This is a genomic window from Gordonibacter sp. RACS_AR49 (assembly GCF_030418435.1).
Taxonomy (GTDB): Bacteria; Actinomycetota; Coriobacteriia; order Coriobacteriales; family Eggerthellaceae; genus Gordonibacter; species Gordonibacter urolithinfaciens.
In genome coordinates this window covers 836,151-852,963 of sequence record NZ_JAIUDM010000001.1, presented here as the reverse complement: position 1 = coordinate 852,963, position 16,813 = coordinate 836,151, and the positions used below count along the sequence as shown (strand labels likewise).

The 16,813-nt window shown below is 61.3% G+C and carries 14 protein-coding genes; 9 read left to right on the top strand and 5 right to left on the bottom strand.

Features of this window, described 5'->3' with window-relative positions; translation table 11 throughout:
- Positions 1–133 precede the first annotated feature (133 nt).
- Positions 134–1,603 (bottom strand): ribosomal protection-like ABC-F family protein, encoded by a 1,470-nt coding sequence (gene abc-f / locus LB310_RS03615; protein ID WP_176878047.1) that lies wholly within the window; start codon positions 1,601–1,603, stop codon positions 134–136.
- A 262-nt stretch (positions 1,604–1,865) separates the two neighbouring features.
- Positions 1,866–3,152, bottom strand: a complete 1,287-nt coding sequence (locus tag LB310_RS03610) for an MFS transporter (protein ID WP_123209656.1) — start codon at positions 3,150–3,152, stop codon at positions 1,866–1,868.
- 702 nt (positions 3,153–3,854) lie between these two features.
- Between LB310_RS03610 and LB310_RS03605 the strand changes: the two genes are divergently transcribed.
- The 6 genes from LB310_RS03605 (at position 3,855) to LB310_RS03580 (ending at position 9,356) form a co-directional block, all read left to right on the top strand.
- Positions 3,855–4,133 (top strand): helix-turn-helix domain-containing protein, encoded by a 279-nt coding sequence (locus LB310_RS03605; RefSeq protein ID WP_301154546.1) that lies wholly within the window; start codon positions 3,855–3,857, stop codon positions 4,131–4,133.
- Positions 4,134–4,314: 181 nt separating this feature from the next.
- Positions 4,315–5,547, top strand: a complete 1,233-nt coding sequence (locus LB310_RS03600; RefSeq protein ID WP_301154545.1) for a site-specific integrase — start codon at positions 4,315–4,317, stop codon at positions 5,545–5,547.
- A gap of 309 nt (positions 5,548–5,856) precedes the next feature.
- Positions 5,857–6,642, top strand: coding sequence for a ParA family protein (locus LB310_RS03595; protein ID WP_301154544.1), 786 nt, complete (start codon positions 5,857–5,859; stop codon positions 6,640–6,642).
- Positions 6,635–7,582 carry a ParB/RepB/Spo0J family partition protein gene (locus LB310_RS03590; protein ID WP_301154543.1) on the top strand — a complete coding sequence of 316 codons (948 nt, stop codon included), beginning with the start codon at positions 6,635–6,637 and terminating at the stop codon, positions 7,580–7,582. The genes LB310_RS03595 and LB310_RS03590 overlap by 8 nt, the downstream gene beginning before the upstream one ends.
- Positions 7,579–8,805 (top strand): hypothetical protein, encoded by a 1,227-nt coding sequence (locus tag LB310_RS03585; RefSeq protein ID WP_301154542.1) that lies wholly within the window; start codon positions 7,579–7,581, stop codon positions 8,803–8,805. The genes LB310_RS03590 and LB310_RS03585 overlap by 4 nt, the downstream gene beginning before the upstream one ends.
- 341 nt (positions 8,806–9,146) lie before the next feature.
- Positions 9,147–9,356 (top strand): hypothetical protein, encoded by a 210-nt coding sequence (locus LB310_RS03580; protein ID WP_301154541.1) that lies wholly within the window; start codon positions 9,147–9,149, stop codon positions 9,354–9,356.
- On the opposite strand, the gene LB310_RS03575 is transcribed toward LB310_RS03580, so the two are convergent.
- Positions 9,353–9,919, bottom strand: coding sequence for a Pycsar system effector family protein (locus tag LB310_RS03575; protein WP_301154639.1), 567 nt, complete (start codon positions 9,917–9,919; stop codon positions 9,353–9,355). The genes LB310_RS03580 and LB310_RS03575 overlap by 4 nt on opposite strands.
- On the bottom strand, positions 9,919–11,295 hold the full coding sequence (locus tag LB310_RS03570; protein ID WP_301154540.1) for an adenylate/guanylate cyclase domain-containing protein: 1,377 nt from the start codon (positions 11,293–11,295) through the stop codon (positions 9,919–9,921). Before LB310_RS03570 ends, LB310_RS03575 begins: the two co-directional genes overlap by 1 nt.
- Before the next feature lie 226 nt (positions 11,296–11,521).
- Here LB310_RS03570 and LB310_RS03565 point away from each other — a divergent pair, with 226 nt between their 5' ends.
- A complete protein-coding gene (locus LB310_RS03565) occupies positions 11,522–12,928 on the top strand; it encodes an RNA-binding domain-containing protein (protein WP_301154539.1) in 1,407 nt (468 codons plus the stop codon).
- Between the two features lie 454 nt (positions 12,929–13,382).
- Here the strand turns inward: LB310_RS03565 and LB310_RS03560 are convergent, their stop codons facing one another.
- The gene (locus LB310_RS03560; protein ID WP_301154538.1) at positions 13,383–14,132 is read right to left on the bottom strand and encodes an ATP-binding protein; all 750 of its coding nucleotides are present in this window, start codon (positions 14,130–14,132) and stop codon (positions 13,383–13,385) included.
- Positions 14,133–14,483: 351 nt separating this feature from the next.
- Here LB310_RS03560 and LB310_RS03555 point away from each other — a divergent pair, with 351 nt between their 5' ends.
- Both LB310_RS03555 and LB310_RS03550 read left to right on the top strand, forming a co-directional pair.
- On the top strand, positions 14,484–15,791 hold the full coding sequence (locus LB310_RS03555) for a ParB/RepB/Spo0J family partition protein (RefSeq protein WP_301154537.1): 1,308 nt from the start codon (positions 14,484–14,486) through the stop codon (positions 15,789–15,791).
- A gap of 293 nt (positions 15,792–16,084) precedes the next feature.
- Complete coding sequence (locus LB310_RS03550; protein WP_301154536.1) at positions 16,085–16,753, top strand: hypothetical protein; 669 nt, start codon at positions 16,085–16,087, stop codon at positions 16,751–16,753.
- Positions 16,754–16,813 lie beyond the last annotated feature (60 nt).

Sequence of the window (16,813 nt, the reverse complement as noted above, 5' to 3'; positions counted from 1 at the left end):
TCTCGGAAAACTCGGATTGCCAATTCTTCCGAATTTCTGTGAACCTTATCAATTGACCTATGCATCGCGGAGAAAAAGGCCTGTTTCGAGGCCTTTTGTCTCCATTCTGGGAATATATCCTGCTCATTTAGGGTTATTCGCGCTGAAAGATTTTGACTAGCTTGGTGTCCTTTATTTCGTAAATAATGTCTGCGACGTTCTCGACCAGCCTCTTATCGTGGGAGACGAACACTATCGTTCCGGCATAGGCGCTCATCATCTGCTCGAGGGCTTCGGCGCTCTTGATGTCCAGGTAATTTCCAGGCTCGTCCATGAGCAAGATGTTGTATCTGCCCAGCAGCATCTTCGCGAGCAGCAGCTTGATGACTTCGCCTCCCGAGAGAACGCCAACGTCCTTTGCCAGGTCACGCGGTCCGATTCCCATAGAGGCGAGGATGCTTCGGATTTCGGTCATGCTGTACTCGCAACCATCCTGCATGAACGAGATCGCAGACTGACGGGCGTCGAACTTGTAGCCTGTTTGCTCGAAGTAACCGATCTCTGCCTTGGGAGAGATGTTGATACCGTCGGCGCGTCGAGCGATTGCCTTCAGCAGGCTGGTCTTTCCTGTACCGTTGCCACCGGTGATGGCCACTTTGGCACCGAGCGGTATCTCGAATTTCGCGTGGTCATAGAGCATGCAGTTGCCGAAGCTCAAGCTGAAATCGTCTGCCGAGATGGGAAATTTACTATGCAGTTCCAGGGCCTTGCTCTGGCGGAACCGCACGGTGCGAATGCTGTCAGGGGCCTCAATCCCTTCGAGCGCTTCGAGGCGCTTCTCCATGTTCTTAGCCGCCTGGTACATCCTCTTCTGTTTGGTGCCGGTTGCTTTCTGATGTCCCAATCGACCTGCATTCTCGTTGCTTTTCTTTGCGCCCTTCTGCTTGGCGTCGACCTGCCGTGCTTTTTTCCGTTGTTTTTCGATGGCGGCTTCAAGGCGCTCGCGCTCGCGCATCGCCTCTTCGTATCGAGCCGCCTGAACTTTGCGTTCTTCTTCTTTCTGTCGCAGATAGTCGGAGTAGTCACCCCAGAATTCGGAAATACCGCCGTCTTTGAGCTCCCAGATCTTGTCCACTACCTGATCGAGAAAATAACGGTCATGGCTCACAATGAGCAGGGCTCCATCAAATGCCTTGAGTTGTCCGACGAGAAGGCTGATGCCGTCTTGGTCGAGGTGGCTCGTAGGCTCATCAGCAAAGATCGCGCTTGCATGCTGGGAGAGCGCAGAGGCAATCTTGGCGCGTGTCTCCTCTCCGCCGCTCATCGTCTCCTGCGCCACTCCGGCGACGTTGAGACGGGAGAGCATCTCACCACTGCCCTGAGCCGCATCAAGGTCGAGTTCATCGAGTTGGCCGATGAGGGCAATGCTGCCGAAACGCCTGACGTCGGCGTCCGCAATGGTAAGATTGCCGCTCAGAATTTTAAGCAGGCTGGTTTTGCCTGCGCCATTGTCTCCCACCAAGCCGATGCGATCGTAGGAGTAGATTTCCAACTCTTCGATATCTAGGATATCGCGGCCGGCATATTCCAAAAAGATGTCTTTAGCTTTGACTATGAGTTCCATAGGTTGAACCGCCTTTTGTGTATTAGCGTTTTACTGGAAACGCAGCCATGCCAAAAAAGATTGCTCACGTCGATTTTTCGCCTTTGCCCAATTGCCGGCGCGAGCGTTTTGACCTTGCGCAAGCCGGCAAATCCGAAAATGATAGTTGGCGACGAATAAGGAGCGCGATGTGGGATGTCAGTGCAATACCTCGTCGTCGCAAGGGCTTGAAGGCTGACGCTTGAACCGATGGCTGCTGCCTCTTTTTTTTCGAATACTTGGGCTATTGAATCTGCCCGGTATCTCTTTTCCCCGCGCTTCGGACGCTCGGAGCAAGCAGCATAGCCATCGCAAGCAGTACCATGGTCGCTCCAGAGCCGACGAACCATAACGGAGCTCCAAGCAGATCCGCAAAAACGGAGGGAGCTGCGAGGCCCATGGGCATGGCCCAAGCCATGATGGTTCCGTAGAGGCCGAAAACGCGGCCTAGGTACTCAGGAGGTATCTGCTCCTGCATAAGGGCAGTCTGGGTTCCCGCGTACAACGGGGAGCATGCGCCCATAAGAAAGCTCACCGGCAGGAAAGCAGCGAACAATGACGGGCCGAGCGATCCGGATACGATTGCGGCAATGCCGAAGCCGGCAATCGCGGCGACCATGGTGAACGACCTATTGCGGAACCCTCCCGTAACCGCCAAGATACCGGACCCAGCCAGCATGCCTGCAGAAAAAAGGATTTCCACCAAAGCGGCATCCCCCGTGCTACCGCCAAAATGCCCCAAGGTCATTATTGGGAACAATGCCGCGAGCGGAGAGAACGCGAAAGCGAAGACGAACCCGCACCAAAGAAGGGCGAACAGCCCCCTGTACCCCCTAATCAGCTTGTAGCCGTCCGAAATCTCAGAGAAGAGCTCTCGAACCTTATTGGAAAAGGACAAGCTGCGGTCGGCTTCGTCGAGGCCCCCTGCGTCTATCTGTGCGGCGAGGACGGCTAAAGAAGCGAAAAGCGCTCCCAGCACGTCGAGGACAATCATAGCGGTAATGCCCGCCACGGGATAAATCACTGCTGCAAGCGCGGCGCCAAGAATGTATCCGCCGGACTGAATCGCCTGAGTCACCCCCGATAGGCGAACGAGATGCTCCGGTGGGGCGAGATGGGGCGTGAGAGATTGGGAGGCTGGCGTGTAGAACGAAGTACCAACTGCACGGAGAAACAAGGCGATGAGAATTAGCCATGCAGGTAAGCTGCCGGCCAACGAGGCAATCGCCAAGGCGGCACCCACCGCGGCAATGAAGAGGTCGGCGCCGATGAGGACACGTTTCAAAGGCAGTCTGTCGACAACGGCGCCCGCAAGGATTCCGAACAAAGCAATCGGCAGAAAGCCTGCCAGCGATGCTAAGGAGAGGAGAGAAGACGACCCTGTCGTGAGGGCGAGATGCCAAATAAGACCCATCTGGAGAATCGAACTCGTCAATGTCGAAACGAGCTCCCCGCCCCATACGAAACAAAGCTTGAATTGCCATGAATGGCACAGCAGAGCAGACCTGCCCCGAGAGGTTTCAAATATCATGGTTATGTCCAATCGTGAAATGGCGTGCAGAAAAACAGCGCGACGCCACAACAGCGCCGCTTTCTAGGCGCTCATCCACGTGCGGAAAAGACCAACCACGACACCCCTCCTTTGTTAATTCGGTCTGGCAAACCATGTAATATTAACGAGGCTTGAGTTTGCCTGTCAAGAATCGACCATCGGTAAGCGCAGTCCTCTCTGGCCATTCGATTCCTTTTGTATCTATGGCTGCATTTACGTTATGTGGTTATTTATTTCGTTAGAATTCCCAAGCAAAACGCTTTTATGCACCATGTCTGTGCAAGCGAGAAAAGCCATTTCTAAACTTCGGTCTACGAAAATGTCGACTTGGCTTTTCATTGAGCCGATACTTCCAACACCGCTGAAAACGAACCAAACGCGTAGCTCTTGCATGTCCGCAACTCGCACCATCAAAGTATGCAAGCATCCTGATGAGCAGGATAGCCTCTGATCGTCTGTATCTCAATTCGGAACAAAAATCCTGAGAAAAGGGGTCTGCGGCGCCGAACGCGAACAATGTGTGTACGCTGTCGAGAAATGAGGCGCGCGCCGAGAAACCGGTGGTCCATACTCCACGCCGCACCCTGGCGCAACGGTGCAGATGGGCCGCCTGCAGGGTTGCGCCATGCTGGAAACGGGTCATCATCCCGATTGGGACCGAAACGAGAGAAGGAGAGCGAAATGAACGACATCCACGGCGAGGTCGGCATAGACGTGGAGCGACTGCGCGCCGCCGACCCGGACGGGCTCTACCTCTTCATGCTGGAGGACTACCCGTACATGATGACCTCCGCCCAGGTCGCGGAGTTCACCTGCGCCACCAGCCAGGAGGTGCGCCGCCTCCTCGCCCGCGGTGAGCTCAAGGGCTGCCGCGTCGGCAAGAAGTGGCTCGTGCCGAAGCTCGCCCTGCTGAACTACCTGTGTAAGGACGAGGGCCGCGAGGGCCTGCAGTCCGCTTGACGAACGACAACCCATGCAGCTGCTTCACTGCGACAAACCATACAACCTCGACGAGGCGGCCGCGAGGCGCGGCACGCCGCGGTGAAAGCGCAAGGATTCGCGCACCACCGCCTACGAGCTCACCATCCGCATCCCCGAGGAGCACCGTCGTCATTTCGGCGGGAAGAAGAAACTCACCCGCGTGGTGTTCGCCCTCAACAAGAAGATCGACCTCAAAGGGCAGGTCCGCGCGTTCGAGGAGGAGAAGAACGCGGTCCTCGACCTCGCGCTCGAGGCACGGGGCGGGGGCTCGCTCGACGCCGCCGCCTGGGCAGCGATGCCCTTCGGGGAGTACGCGGAGCGGTATGTCGAGCGCCGAGTCGGGGTGATCTCCCCCGCGTCGACCGCCAACGAAAGGCGTTACCTGAAGTACGCCAAGGCGACGATAGGGTCGATTCCCCTGAAGGAGCTCGTCGCCGAGGACGTCGAGCGGTGCGTGCTCGCGGTGCCCCGCCTGTCCGAGGAGTGGGCGCTCGAGAAGAGGAGACGCGAGGAGGAGAACAGGGAGAGGCTGCGGCAGGAGGGGAGGCTCAAGAGGAGGGCCCCCTTCTCGCCCGTACGCGTCGCCGGGCCGGCGATGCAGTCCAAGGTGCTCAAGTTCGTGCGCGAGGTCCTCAACGATGCCGTCGATCGCGAGCACGTCGGGCGCAACGTCGCCAAGAAGCGCTTCCTCTCCAAGGGCTTCAGGAAGGGCAGACCTCTCATCGACCCGCTGATGGAGGACGAGGCAGAGGCGTTCCTCGAGGAGGCGTCGTCCCTCCCCCTCGACATGACCAAGGTGGCCGTGCTCATCCTGTTCTCCACGGGCATGCGCCCCGAGGAGATGCTCGCCCAGCGCGTCGGGACCTTCGTCCCCGCAGAGGAGGGGGAAGACGCGCAGATGCGGATCGTGGCGGCCCTGCGCGCGGGAAGGATAGAGAACTACACCAAGTCGGACAGCTCGATGCGCACGGTCCCGCTCGACAGGTACACGGCGTCGGTCGTGGAGGCGTGGATCGAGGAGAAGAGGCGCGCGCTCGACGAGATGGGGCTCGTCCTTAGGAGCTCGACGCCGCTTCTGGGCGAGACAGGCAACCCCTGGAGCTACAACTCGTTCAAGAAGAGATGGAACGCGTTCGTCCGGAAAGCGGGGTTCGCCGGCACGCGGCCCTACGCCCTCCGACACACGTTCGCGACCATCAACCTCGCCCGGGGCGAGAACATCAAGACGGTGTCGGCGCTTCTCGGGCACGCCGACGCGTCCTACACGCTCGACCTGTACGTCGGGTTCATCCCAGCCACCACGAGGGGGCTCGCGGACCGGTACGTCGGCAGGCTCGTCCCGGGACTCGTGAACGGCAGGGAAAAGCATGGACTTGAGGAGGATTTCCGGTGACAAAGCTGCGCGATACGCTATACTGTCATTCGCTTGATTGCGGGCGTGGTTCAATGGTAGAACTTGAGCTTCCCAAGCTGTTGACATGGTGAAGCCCCGCGAAACACGCGAAACGCGTGATCGAGAAACCCCCAGTTCAGAACGTTGTTTTTTGAAACTCGGGAAACTCTTCTCCTCTCTTGGTTCTCCGTGAAACCCCGAATTTTCCAGTACGTTTCCAGTACTTTTCCGAAACGTGCGGCCTGCGCGCGGCAGCGCGGGCCCGTCTGGCCTCCGAATGCGGATTTTCCGCGGAAACGGAGGCAGGCCATGCCATGCAGGATCATCGCGGTGGCCAACCAGAAGGGCGGCACGGGCAAGACGTCCACGACCCTGAGCCTGGGCGTCGCGCTCGCGCGGAGGCAGAAGCGCGTGCTGCTGGTCGACGCCGACCCGCAGGGCGATCTCACCAAGTCGCTCGGGTGGGCGGACCCCGATTCTCTCGACGTCACGCTCGCGAACCACATCCAAGCCGCCATCGACGGGAATGACCCCGATCCCTGGGCGGGGATCCTCCGGCATGCGGAGGGCGTCGACCTCATGCCCGCCAACATCGACCTCGCCGGGATGGAGATGGCGATGTTCATGGCGATGTCGCGCGAGCGGCTGCTGGGGACGTGGGCGTCGTCGTTGAAGGAGGGCTACGACTACCTCTTCGTCGACTGCCCGGCCTCGCTCGGGATCATTCCCGTCAACGCCTTCGCGGCCGCAGACGGCGTGCTCATACCGGTGTCCGCCGAGTTCCTCCCCGCCTCCGCCATGACGGACCTGCTGAAGTCGGTCGAGCGGGTCAGGCGGCAGATCAACCCCTCGCTCGAGGTCGAGGGCATCCTCGTCACGCTCTTCGACGGCCGCAACAACCTCGCGCGCGAGGTCGAGCGCACCGTGCGCGGGCAGTTCGGGGGCACCTACCGGGTGTTCGACACGGTGGTCCCCCGCGCGGTCTCGGCGGCGGAGTCGCCCGCGTCCGGCACGAGCATCTTCTCCTACGACGCGGACGGCAAGGCGGCCGAGGCCTTCGCGCGCCTCGCCGAGGAGGTGCTGCGCCATGGCTAGGAAGAAGATAGCGGCGATAGAGCTGCCCTCGGTGGACAGCCTCTTCACGTCGCAGGAGGAGCGCGAGGCCGAGCGCTCGGAGCGTGTGATCCTCGTCCCCGTGGGCGCGGTGGAGCCCTTCCCGGGCCATCCGTTCCGGGTTTCCGACGACGAGGAGATGGCCCGGCTCGCGGAGAGCGTGGCGGCAAACGGCATCCTCGTGCCCCTCACGGTGAGGCCCCTCGGAGCCGGCTGCTATGGGCTGGTGAGCGGGCACAGGCGCAAGCGGGCGGCGGAGCTCGCCGGGCTCGCCGAGGTGCCGTGCGTGGTGCGCGACCTGGGCGACGACGAGGCGACCATCGCCATGGTCGATTCCAACATGCAGAGGGAGACCGTCCTGCCGAGCGAGCGGGCGTTCGCTTATTCGATGCGACTTGAGGCGATGAAGCGCCAAGGACAGCGCACCGACCTAGCTTGTGCGCAACTTGCGCACAAGTTGGACGGCAGGAGGTCGAGGGACATTCTGGCCGAAGAGCTCGGCGTGAGCAAGGACAAGGTGCAGCGCTTCGTACGCCTCACCTTCCTCGTCCCCGAACTGCTCCGGTTGGTCGACGAGGGGCGCATGAAGATGCTCCCCGCCGTCGAGATCAGCTACCTCTCGCACGGCGAGCAGGAGCAGCTCGTCGACGCCATGGAGGCGCAGGCCTGCACGCCCTCGCACGCCCAGGCGCTCAAGATGAAGCGTTACTCCAAGGAGGGCGCGCTCACACCCGCGCTCGTGCGCTCCGTCATGGAGGAGGAGAAGCCCAACCAGGTCGAGCAGTTCAAGATCCCCAAGAGGAGCATCGCCCGGTTCTTCCGCCCGGCCGCGACCAAGGACGAGATCGAGTCCCGCATCGTCCGTGCGTTGGAGCTCCTGGAGCAGGCCGAGCGCCGTCGCGACGGGACGGGCGGTGCATGATGGGCAACGTCACTCACCGGGGCAAGGGCTCGTTCACCCACGTGGAGAACACGGTGTTCTTCGACCATGCACTGAGCCTCAAGGCCAAGGGAATATACTGCCAGATCCGCTCACTGGAGAACAATCCGGAGTGGGTGTTCACCATCCGGGGGTTTACCACGCTCGTGCGCGACGGCGTGGACGCGGTGACCGCCGGCATCAAGGAGCTCGAGGCGGCCGGCTACATCATCCGGGCGCGCAAGCGCAGCGGCAACGGGCGGTTCGTGACGGCCGAGGAGGCCACGTGGGTGACCCTCGACGACCCCGCGATGCGCGCGGAGGTGGCGGCCGAGCTGAAGGCCGATGGCTTCGCCGTGCTCTCCGAGTTCTCTCGCGAGCCTCCGGCCAACGTGGAGAGCGAGCCGGAGGCCCCGGAGGAAGGCGAGTGCGCCGACGGCCCCGAGAAAGCCCAGATCGTCGCCAGAACGGGAAAATCCGTATCTGGAAAAGCCACATCTGGGAAACCGGCCCCTATAAATTACTCATCGGATAAAGGGCCCCATGACGATAAAAAGCCCCCCTCTTGTCCCCCCGAGGGTGGCGCGCCGGACGGGGGTGCCGGGTTCGTTCCCTACCGCAAAGGCGAGTTCCCCGAGGCGTTCGAGCGCCTGTGCGCCATGTCCATCAAGCCGGTGGCGTCGCTTCGGTTCAAGCGCGACTGCCTCGCCGCCTGGGAGCGCCGGGTGGCCGAGGGCTTCTCGCCCGGGCAGATCGTCGACGCCTACGCCGCCTACGCCAAGAGCTACTGGCTGCGCAACGGCGACGATCCGGCGCTCGCGAAGAACCTCGCCCGCTGGATCGAGGGGGAGGGAGGGCTGAGCGCCTACTCCGACGAGCCCATACCGCCGGATCTGCTCGATGTCGACGGCGGCCCGCTCGACATGGTGGGGCTGGCACAGGCCGACCCCGAGTTCGCGAAGCTCTGGCGGCGGGTGGAGACGAGGCGCGCGGTCGTGCGCTCCCAACTCTACGCCGTCGACCGCGGCACCCCGGAAACGGAGGTCATGAAGGCGTGCGAGAAGGACGCGCACTACGCACGCTACCTCCAAGCCTGCCAGGAGCGCTACGATCGCTACCTCAAGGTGCTCAACCTGTTCCGAGGCCCGAGCGCCGGCTTCGAGGAGACGCGCGAGGCCGTCGTCGCGAAGGGACCGAACCCCTATGGAAGGAGGGTGATGGCATGAGAACGGCATGGAGGTTCGTGAAGTGGCTCTTCCGGGCCGTGTTCCGATTCATGTGAGGAAGGCGGACGGCCGGAGGTGCACTACCCGCCCCCCCCCCTCGTCGCGCCGCCGACCCTGGCCGTCTGGGGAAGGTGTGCATTCCCGCCGCCGGGCCGGACGATGCGTATAATGAACTGGTCACCCTAACTGAATACCTACGCCAAATACCGAGCAGAGGGGCATCTGCCGTTTGGGTATTTGGCGTACATTTCCCACAGGGTGACAACTGAGGTGGATGCCTCTCTTTTCCTTCACAAGGGGCCGTCGCTTCCTCAGTGGAAAGCCCGACGAAAGGAAGCCCCATGGCCGGCATCACGCAGACCACTCTACCCGAAGAAGCCGTGGCCGCAATCGTGCGGTCCTCCGAGAAGCTGGAGGGCGCCGCATCCATCCTCGCCATGCTCGAGGACAAGGCCGACGTCCGCCAGGTGACCGCCTCCGAGCTCTCCGCCGTCCGCTGCATAGTGGAAGCCTGCGCCGCCGACCTGGAGGGCGCGTGGGAAGGGGCCTAGATGACAGAGGTACCGACAATAGACAGCAAGGCAAATAAAGCAACGCCGATTACGCAAAGCAATAGCCCGTTGTTGAACCACCTGTATTTCTTCTGGCAGATTATGGAGCAGATGTATATCTGCGAAATGATCTCTTCCCTCAAGCCCTTCTCACTGCACTCCTTGAGTTTGGAGGAGTACTTTTTAACCGATGAGTTCTTGGCTATAGAGCCGAAATACAACAGGGAATCCGTTATTAGACCTCGGCTTTCGTATTCCTCCGGTTTGAGCCTTGCTCGCAATACGGAGATCAAACAGAACAATCCGGCAACTATCGAAGCACCCGATACCGAAAGCAATGCGAGATACAGAATCGACCAAAGGCCGTTGCTTTGGCTCATGAAGGCTATTGTCCCCACTATGAAGTTCACGTAGTCAAATGCCAAGCCGATCCCAGCTAGCGCAGCAACGCCACCGATCATTATCGAAGCCTTGGTATCGCACGAAACGATCCACTGCGAATTCCGTTCAAGAATCGCGTACAGGTCTTCTTTTTCCAGGCTTCCTTCTCCCTTTTCATACATTATTCCCACTTGCCCATCTTCTTGAGAACGGCAGCTGCCTCCCCAAAGGAATCGTCATCGTCGATCCGACTTTTTACGATATCGCGCAAAGCAATCCAGTGCCCCGACTTTTCAATCATACCCTGCACGAAGTAATAGCTAATCCACGAATCACACCTTGCGTGATGGCAATACATGTCGTAGGCATCTTCGTACTTTTCGAAAAGATAATAAGTCCTGCTCATGTACATCGCAAAATAGTCAGTCACGCTTTCTTCGGAGATGCCGCATTCTGAGGCACACTTGTATGCCCTATCCAGCATCTCCTGCCAAAATCTAAGCCCAGAAGCTTTTATCGCATCGTTTTTGCACCACATCGACGAGAAAAACTTCTTGATCACCTCGTATTCGTTTCGATATTTCTCAGCACGAACGCTCCGCCTTTCCCTCTCGTCGGATTCCTTTGCGCTTGCGGCAGCTTGCTGCTCCTGCTCCGTTGCGGCTTTTGCGGTAGCAAGCTCCGATGACTTGGCAGCGATGTCGTCCACCAGCGTCATCGCCTCGCTCCGCAGTTCTTTCATAATATCCTGGGCAAATGATTCTTTATGCACCTCAATTTCGGCTTTGCACGGAACCAATGCAAAGCCTTCGGGAAGCTCACAGTACGCATTTCTCCAAGCATAGCCACGGAACAATTTGCCGCCCTTCGTACGAGCCGTTTCCTCCCAGTCGCTTTTCTCGGAAAGAACCGAAAGGGTCTCCGCATCGATAAATATCTCACCGGATTGGGCGAGGCTGCAGTACTTGCTGGCGTAGTTCGTCACGCTGCCAGCCCATACGACGCCCATCTCGTTTTCAACGGCGTCATCCGCTTCTCGACCGCGCATCCCTACCTTGGTTATCATGACCTCGCCTGTGCTAACGCCTATGCCGCATCCTATGCGAATGCCGTCAAAGCTGCCGTCCAATGCAGGATTGAGACAATAGTCGATCAGGGTGACCATCTGCCTAGCGGCCGATACGGCCTTTTCCTGCGAGCTCGGCATCACCTCGCCCTCGTCGCCTTCTGCAAAGACGCCCATGATACCGTCACCGGCAAATTGCCTTGTAAAGCCGCCGCTGTATCGTACGCATTGCAAAACGAGTCTCATGAACGCCCGATACACCTTAACCATTGTTTTCGGGTCGGTGTTGTCAGCCAGATCCGTTGATTTCCTTATGTCTACGAACAAAATCGACAGCCTGCCCTTGAAAACCCTATTTGAATCTGAGCAGTCGGCGATTGTCGGAATGGAGTTATCGAACAAAAGCTCCTCGACCGGTTGCTCTACGATTCTCTTTATCGCTTCTTGTGCAGAAGTGATCTCGTCACCGTCGATTGTCTCTTTCAAGCCCATCGCCATCCTAGATAGCATTGTGTTTCGTATTTCATCATTATATATTCGTGTAGGCATCGCTGTCGTGCCATCCAGGTGATCTAAGGGTGCAAAAAGGATGTCGGTCATCAGAGCCTTGAGGAAGCCACCCGCTCGAAAACGAATCAAAGAAGATCACCGCCTTCTATGACGAGTCATTGCCGAGCGTTATAATGCGACAAACTAACGCAGAAAGGAACGTGGTCCCATGAACCTCGGCCACGAGACGGAGCAGGTCGAGTTCAAGAAATCGACCTCAGAGCTCAAGGAGGGCGCGGTGTCCGTCGCCGCCATCCTGAACAAGCACGGGCGGGGCGAGCTGTACTTCGGCGTGAAGCCGAACGGCGACGCGTGCGGCCAAGATGTCGCAGAATCGACGCTCAGGCAGATCAGCCAGACCTTGGGCAATTCGATCGAGCCGCGCATCTACCCCGTCGTGGAGGAGTTCGACGATGGAGAAGGCCATTCTTGCATCCGAGTTTCGTTCGAGGGGGATGACCGGCCCTACGCGTGCAAAGGAGCGTACTGCATCCGCGTGGCCGACGAGGACGTGGCCATGACGGCCGCCCAGATCGAGTCGATGATGACGGAGCGCATCAACCGGAAGTTCCCCTGGGACGAGCGGAGCTCGGGCAGGACGGCGGCTGACGTGAAGGAGGACGTGCTGCGCGCCTACGTCGAGCGCGGCCGCAAGCGCGGACGGATACCGTTCGACTACGCCGACGCGCATGACGCGCTCTCCCGCCTGGGTCTTCTCTGCGACGACGGCACGCTCACCAACGCGGCCGACGCCCTGTTCTGCAAATCGCGCTACGTCCGGTTGAAGATGGGCATCCTGGCCACGCACGCCCGCACCGAGATACTCGATCTGCACCAGGAGAGCGGAACGGTGTTCGAGCTGGTCGACAAGGCGCGCGCCTACATCCTGAACAACACGCGCCGCCGCTTCGTCATCAACGAGAGCGGCCCGCGCGACGAGATACCCGAGCTGCCCACCCTGGCGGTGAAGGAGGCGCTCATGAACGCCTACGCGCACTGCGACTGGACGCTCGGAGGATGCGTGCAGATAGACATATTCAACGACGCCGTGGAGATACTGAGCCTCGGTTGGTTCGTCGAGGGGCAGGATCCCGAGGAGCACCTGTCGGGCGAGAGCGTGTCGTCGCAAGGACGCAACAAGCTCATCGCGCAGGCGATGTACCGCTCAGGCGACATCGAGGCGTACGGCACCGGCATCCCCCGCATGCGCGACCTGTGCGACGAGGCCGGCGTGCGCATCGAGTACGTGAGGGTTCCCGAGGGCACCAAGCTCGTGTTCCACCGCAGCGACGCCTTCGCGGACAGCATGGCCGATAACTGGCCGATAATGGCCGATAACTGGCCGATAATGGCCGATTCCGACAAGCTGCGTCCTTCATTTTCTGCAACGGAAATGAAGGTTTGCGAATATCTTTCCAAGAGAGAATCTGCACGAACAACGGAGATTGCAACCGAGACGGGAATATCGGACAGAACGGTCAGGAGGGTTTTGAAGAGGTTGTCGGAGAGAGGTATCATCATATCCGAGGGAGCGAACAAGAACCGAACCTACCGCCTTCTCGATGATGTGAGGTAGCGTTGCTCGTATCGCTTACTTTGCCGCTGGAACACCGGAGGGGCAAAGAGCCAAAGTTAAGAGCTGTTAAGAGCTGTTAAGAGCACTTTGCAGCTCTTTGTGTCACAACAGCTTTCCATATTTGGGACCCGTCCATACCTTCGCCACGTTGGGGATGCCTCTCCCCGATGCGGACAAGCGCGAACGCCTTCATCATCGCCTTGTGCGCGAGTCGAAGGAGAAGAGGAGAGTCCAATTTAAGGGCAGTTAAGAGCTGCTCTTAACTTCGCAATGGTCGACTGTTGCATATGCTAGGAACCTTTCTGCCGCGCTCTTGATGCTGACGCTTTTGCATGGCCGGATAACATGGGCTTCTTCGACATGCCAAAAGTAAGACGTATTCGCACTATCTTTGGCTTGCACCACAGCATGCCGAGAGCGTTTCTCGGCAGGTTCCGACGTCACGAATATTGCATCATTTTCGTGACATGAGCGTGAGCCTGAGGTAGTCCCCCTCGGGTGCGGAGATCTCGTCGTAGCGGACGTTGGGCTCGCCCATCGCCGCGTAGATGCCCTCCACCCCCACGCCGAGCTCTCGCATCCAGCCCAGCTCCGTGAGCGCCCGGGTAAGCACCGGGTTCCTCGAATAACGCGACCCGCGCATGTTCTCGAGCGTCATCATGCAAGGCAGCCTTCCCGCGCTGGTCACCTCGATCCTTCCTTCCAAGACGCTCAGGCTCGTCGGGTCGCCCCGCATCCCGTAGTCCCGGTGGGCGACCGCGTTCACGAGCCCTTCGAGCCACGCATAGCAGGGATAGCCTCTTCCTCGCTCGCTCCCAGCATCCCACCCCGGCCCGAGCAACTCGGCGACGTACGACCTGACGGCCGGCAGCGCAAGCACGAGGGGCATATCGAACACGCGGTCGAGCCGCTTCCCCTCGCAATGACGACGCCCTCCTCCGGCTCCGAAGCGCGCCTCCACCACGATCTCGCTCCGCGCGATATGCCGACCCGGCTCCGACGCGAGCAGCAGGACGCCGGCGTTCGTGAGCCGGCCCCTCGCGAGGAAGCCGCGCTCGGCCAGAAGCCCTATGCTCGGCTCGGAGCCGACGGTCCGCGCGTAGGCTTCCAGCGCCGAGCCGTCCACGTCCTCGATCGTGGCCGTGCTGTTCATCCTCATGTCGAACGACTCTCCCGACACGTAGACGGCGCTCGCCTTCCTCATGACAGCCCTCGCTTCCCTCGATTGCACCGACCCGACTCTAGCCCTCGGAGCGGTTCCGGGGCAAGCGTGCGACGCGCCTGCGAACGGGCGCCTCTCCGTCGCCTCCCCGACCTCCTTCTCGCCCCGCCCCCGGCGTCCTTGGAGCCCGCATGCTCGGCCGGGAACCGGGAGGCGCGCAAGGGCCGCGAAAACTTTCCGAGAGACGCCGCCCCCTCCCAAGCCCTCCCGGAAACTCTCCGCCCTGGCGGGTTTCGCTTCCTCCCTTGGCGCGCCTCCCGAACCCCGGCCGGAGCACGGGCCGCAAGGCCCGCCCAGAGGGGGCGGGACCGAACCGAGAAGGAGGTCATGAACATGGAGACGACGAAGATCCCGCTCTCCCAGTGCATCGAGAGCAAGCACCAGAACCGCAAGGACCTGGGCGACGTCTCGGGGCTCGCCCGCAGCATCGAGGTGAACGGGCAGATCACGCCGCTCATCGTAGTGGCCGACGGCGAGACTTACCAGCTCGTCGCGGGGCACCGCCGCACGGCGGCCATGAGGAAGCTCGGGCTCGCGGAGGCCGACGCCTACGTGATGGACGGCTGGGACGACGCGCGCATCGCGCAGGTGCTCAACGCCGAGAACAACCATCGCAAGGAGCTCACCGAGGCCGAGCGCGGCCAGGGAGTCCAGACGATGCTCGCGCTGGGGGTGCCGGTGGCCGACGCGGCCGTGAGCGCCGACATCGACGAGGACAAGGCAGAGGCGTACGTGCGAGGCTCCAAGCTCGTCCCGGTGGACGCCGTGAACCTCGACTTCGACGCGGTGGCGCTCATCGGCGAGTACGACGACGTGCTGACCGAAGACGACGTGGTGGCGGTGTTCTCCAAGAAGAGCTACTGGGAGCGCATGGAGGTCTGCCGCAAGGCGCGCGGCCGCGCGAGCGTGGAGGAGCTCTCGGAGAAGCTCGCCACCGAGGGGGTCAAGGTGGTGGAGCGCCGCGACGTCGAGGGCATGCACTGGTGCGACGGCGAATGCGGACATGCGGGGATGGTCGCGGTGGTGAGAGCCAGCTATTACGGCGAGGCAAGTGCCAGCTATTACTGCGACGACGCGGAGCACGTGCACGAGCCGAGCGCCGAGGAAGTCGCGGCCGAGGAAGCCTACATGAAGCGCGCGGCGGTGCTCGATGCCTATCAGGGCCATGTCCTGGAGTTCGTGCAGGCTGCCTTCCCCAAGTTCCCCGGCAAGGGCCATGCGGGCCTGCGGCAGTGGGCGCACGAGATGTTCGAGGCGCGCTACGAGTGCGAGCCGGACGACGCCTGGGCCGGCTTCAAGGAGCCGAGGGGCAAGGCGCTCGATCAGTTCGTGCTGATGCGCACCGTGCCGGAATGCGTGCCGTGCCTTTCGAGCCACATCCTGAAGGAGGGCTACCAGCCATGGGCTTACGACGTGGACGATATCCTCTCGTTCACGTCCTTCCACGACGACGTCCTGGCCGTGGCCGGCTTCGAGGACACGCCCGACGAGCGGGAGCTCATGGAGCGTCTGCGCGAGCTCTTCGCCGATGACGAGGCGGACGAGGACGACGCCGAGGAGGTCTGGCCCGAAGGCATCGGTGACGATGAGCCGCCGTTCGACGCCGACGAGGTGATCGAGCCCGTGGCGATGGCGGCCTAACCGCTCCCGACTGGGGGCCGTCTGACTCGCGGGCGGCCCCCGTCCTCCTCCGCACTCCTCTCGACCCGGCCCCTCCTTCTCCCGGACACCACCTTGGTCGCATGCTGCCCGAGGCCGTGCCGGAGCGCAAGGGACGCGAAAAACCTTCCGCTGGAAAACCACTAAGGCGACCGGAAGCTCAGGCCTGCGGTTTTCGCTTGCCCCCTTGCGCTCCGGCACGGCCCCGGGCGGACGCAGGACCCAAGGAGGCGCCCCGGAAAAGGAGGGGCGCCGCGACGCAACAGGAGGCTGTCATGGGAAACAGTGCCATCATCACCACGCGCGAGCGCAAGTTCGGGCTCTACCTGCACTGGAACGGGGGGCGCGACACCGTGGGCCCGCTGCTCAGGTACTGCGAGCTGCAAGGCTACCGCCCGCCGAGCGAGGACGACTACGGCTGGGCGCGCCTGTGCCAGGTGATGGGCAACTTCTTCGGGGGATCGCTCTCGCTCGGCCTGGGCGGGTACACCACCGACAGGCGCATGGACCCCGGCGACAACGGCATCTACGTCATCGAAGGCTGGAGGATCGTCGACCGCATCCACACGTGCGGCGGCTGCGAGGAGCAGCTCGTGTACGACTTCGACGAGATGCTGCGGGCCTTCGACGAGGCCATGCCGGAACGGTTGCGGCTCGGGGGGTTCCTGGACTCGGTGGAGGTGCCCGCGAGCGAGCTGAAGCTCGGCGACGAGGTGTGGCTGCGCGACGGCGAGGGCGAGAAGTGGGAGGCTTTCCCTGTCGTGGGCTTCGGCCAGCCTGACGGGGCCGGCATCGCCGTGTGGGTCGACATGCCGGACGGCCGGAAGGACGTCACCTACCCGGACATGCCCTACGCGGCCCGGTACGACCACGACGGCGACTTCAGCTGGAACCCCAACAACTACGTGCGCGGCGACGTCGCCCGCATCAAGCCGCGGGAGTGACGTTCTCCCGGCACGCGAACGAGCCCGTCGGCCCCTGCGACCGGCGGGCTCTCTCTTCGC

What these genes read in the sequence shown, in the direction of transcription:
- LB310_RS03565 (WP_301154539.1), top strand. Translation starts at nt 11,522, where the DNA reads ATGAACCTCGGCCACGAGACGGAGCAGGTCGAGTTCAAGAAATCGACC.
- LB310_RS03575 (WP_301154639.1), bottom strand. Translation starts at nt 9,919, where the DNA reads ATGTATGAAAAGGGAGAAGGAAGCCTGGAAAAAGAAGACCTGTACGCG.
- LB310_RS03585 (WP_301154542.1), top strand. Translation starts at nt 7,579, where the DNA reads ATGATGGGCAACGTCACTCACCGGGGCAAGGGCTCGTTCACCCACGTG.
- LB310_RS03595 (WP_301154544.1), top strand. Translation starts at nt 5,857, where the DNA reads ATGCCATGCAGGATCATCGCGGTGGCCAACCAGAAGGGCGGCACGGGC.
- LB310_RS03570 (WP_301154540.1), bottom strand. Translation starts at nt 11,295, where the DNA reads ATGGGCTTGAAAGAGACAATCGACGGTGACGAGATCACTTCTGCACAA.
- LB310_RS03555 (WP_301154537.1), top strand. Translation starts at nt 14,484, where the DNA reads ATGGAGACGACGAAGATCCCGCTCTCCCAGTGCATCGAGAGCAAGCAC.
- LB310_RS03590 (WP_301154543.1), top strand. Translation starts at nt 6,635, where the DNA reads ATGGCTAGGAAGAAGATAGCGGCGATAGAGCTGCCCTCGGTGGACAGC.
- abc-f (WP_176878047.1), bottom strand. Translation starts at nt 1,603, where the DNA reads ATGGAACTCATAGTCAAAGCTAAAGACATCTTTTTGGAATATGCCGGC.
- LB310_RS03605 (WP_301154546.1), top strand. Translation starts at nt 3,855, where the DNA reads ATGAACGACATCCACGGCGAGGTCGGCATAGACGTGGAGCGACTGCGC.
- LB310_RS03560 (WP_301154538.1), bottom strand. Translation starts at nt 14,132, where the DNA reads ATGAGGAAGGCGAGCGCCGTCTACGTGTCGGGAGAGTCGTTCGACATG.
- LB310_RS03550 (WP_301154536.1), top strand. Translation starts at nt 16,085, where the DNA reads ATGGGAAACAGTGCCATCATCACCACGCGCGAGCGCAAGTTCGGGCTC.
- LB310_RS03580 (WP_301154541.1), top strand. Translation starts at nt 9,147, where the DNA reads ATGGCCGGCATCACGCAGACCACTCTACCCGAAGAAGCCGTGGCCGCA.
- LB310_RS03610 (WP_123209656.1), bottom strand. Translation starts at nt 3,152, where the DNA reads ATGATATTTGAAACCTCTCGGGGCAGGTCTGCTCTGCTGTGCCATTCA.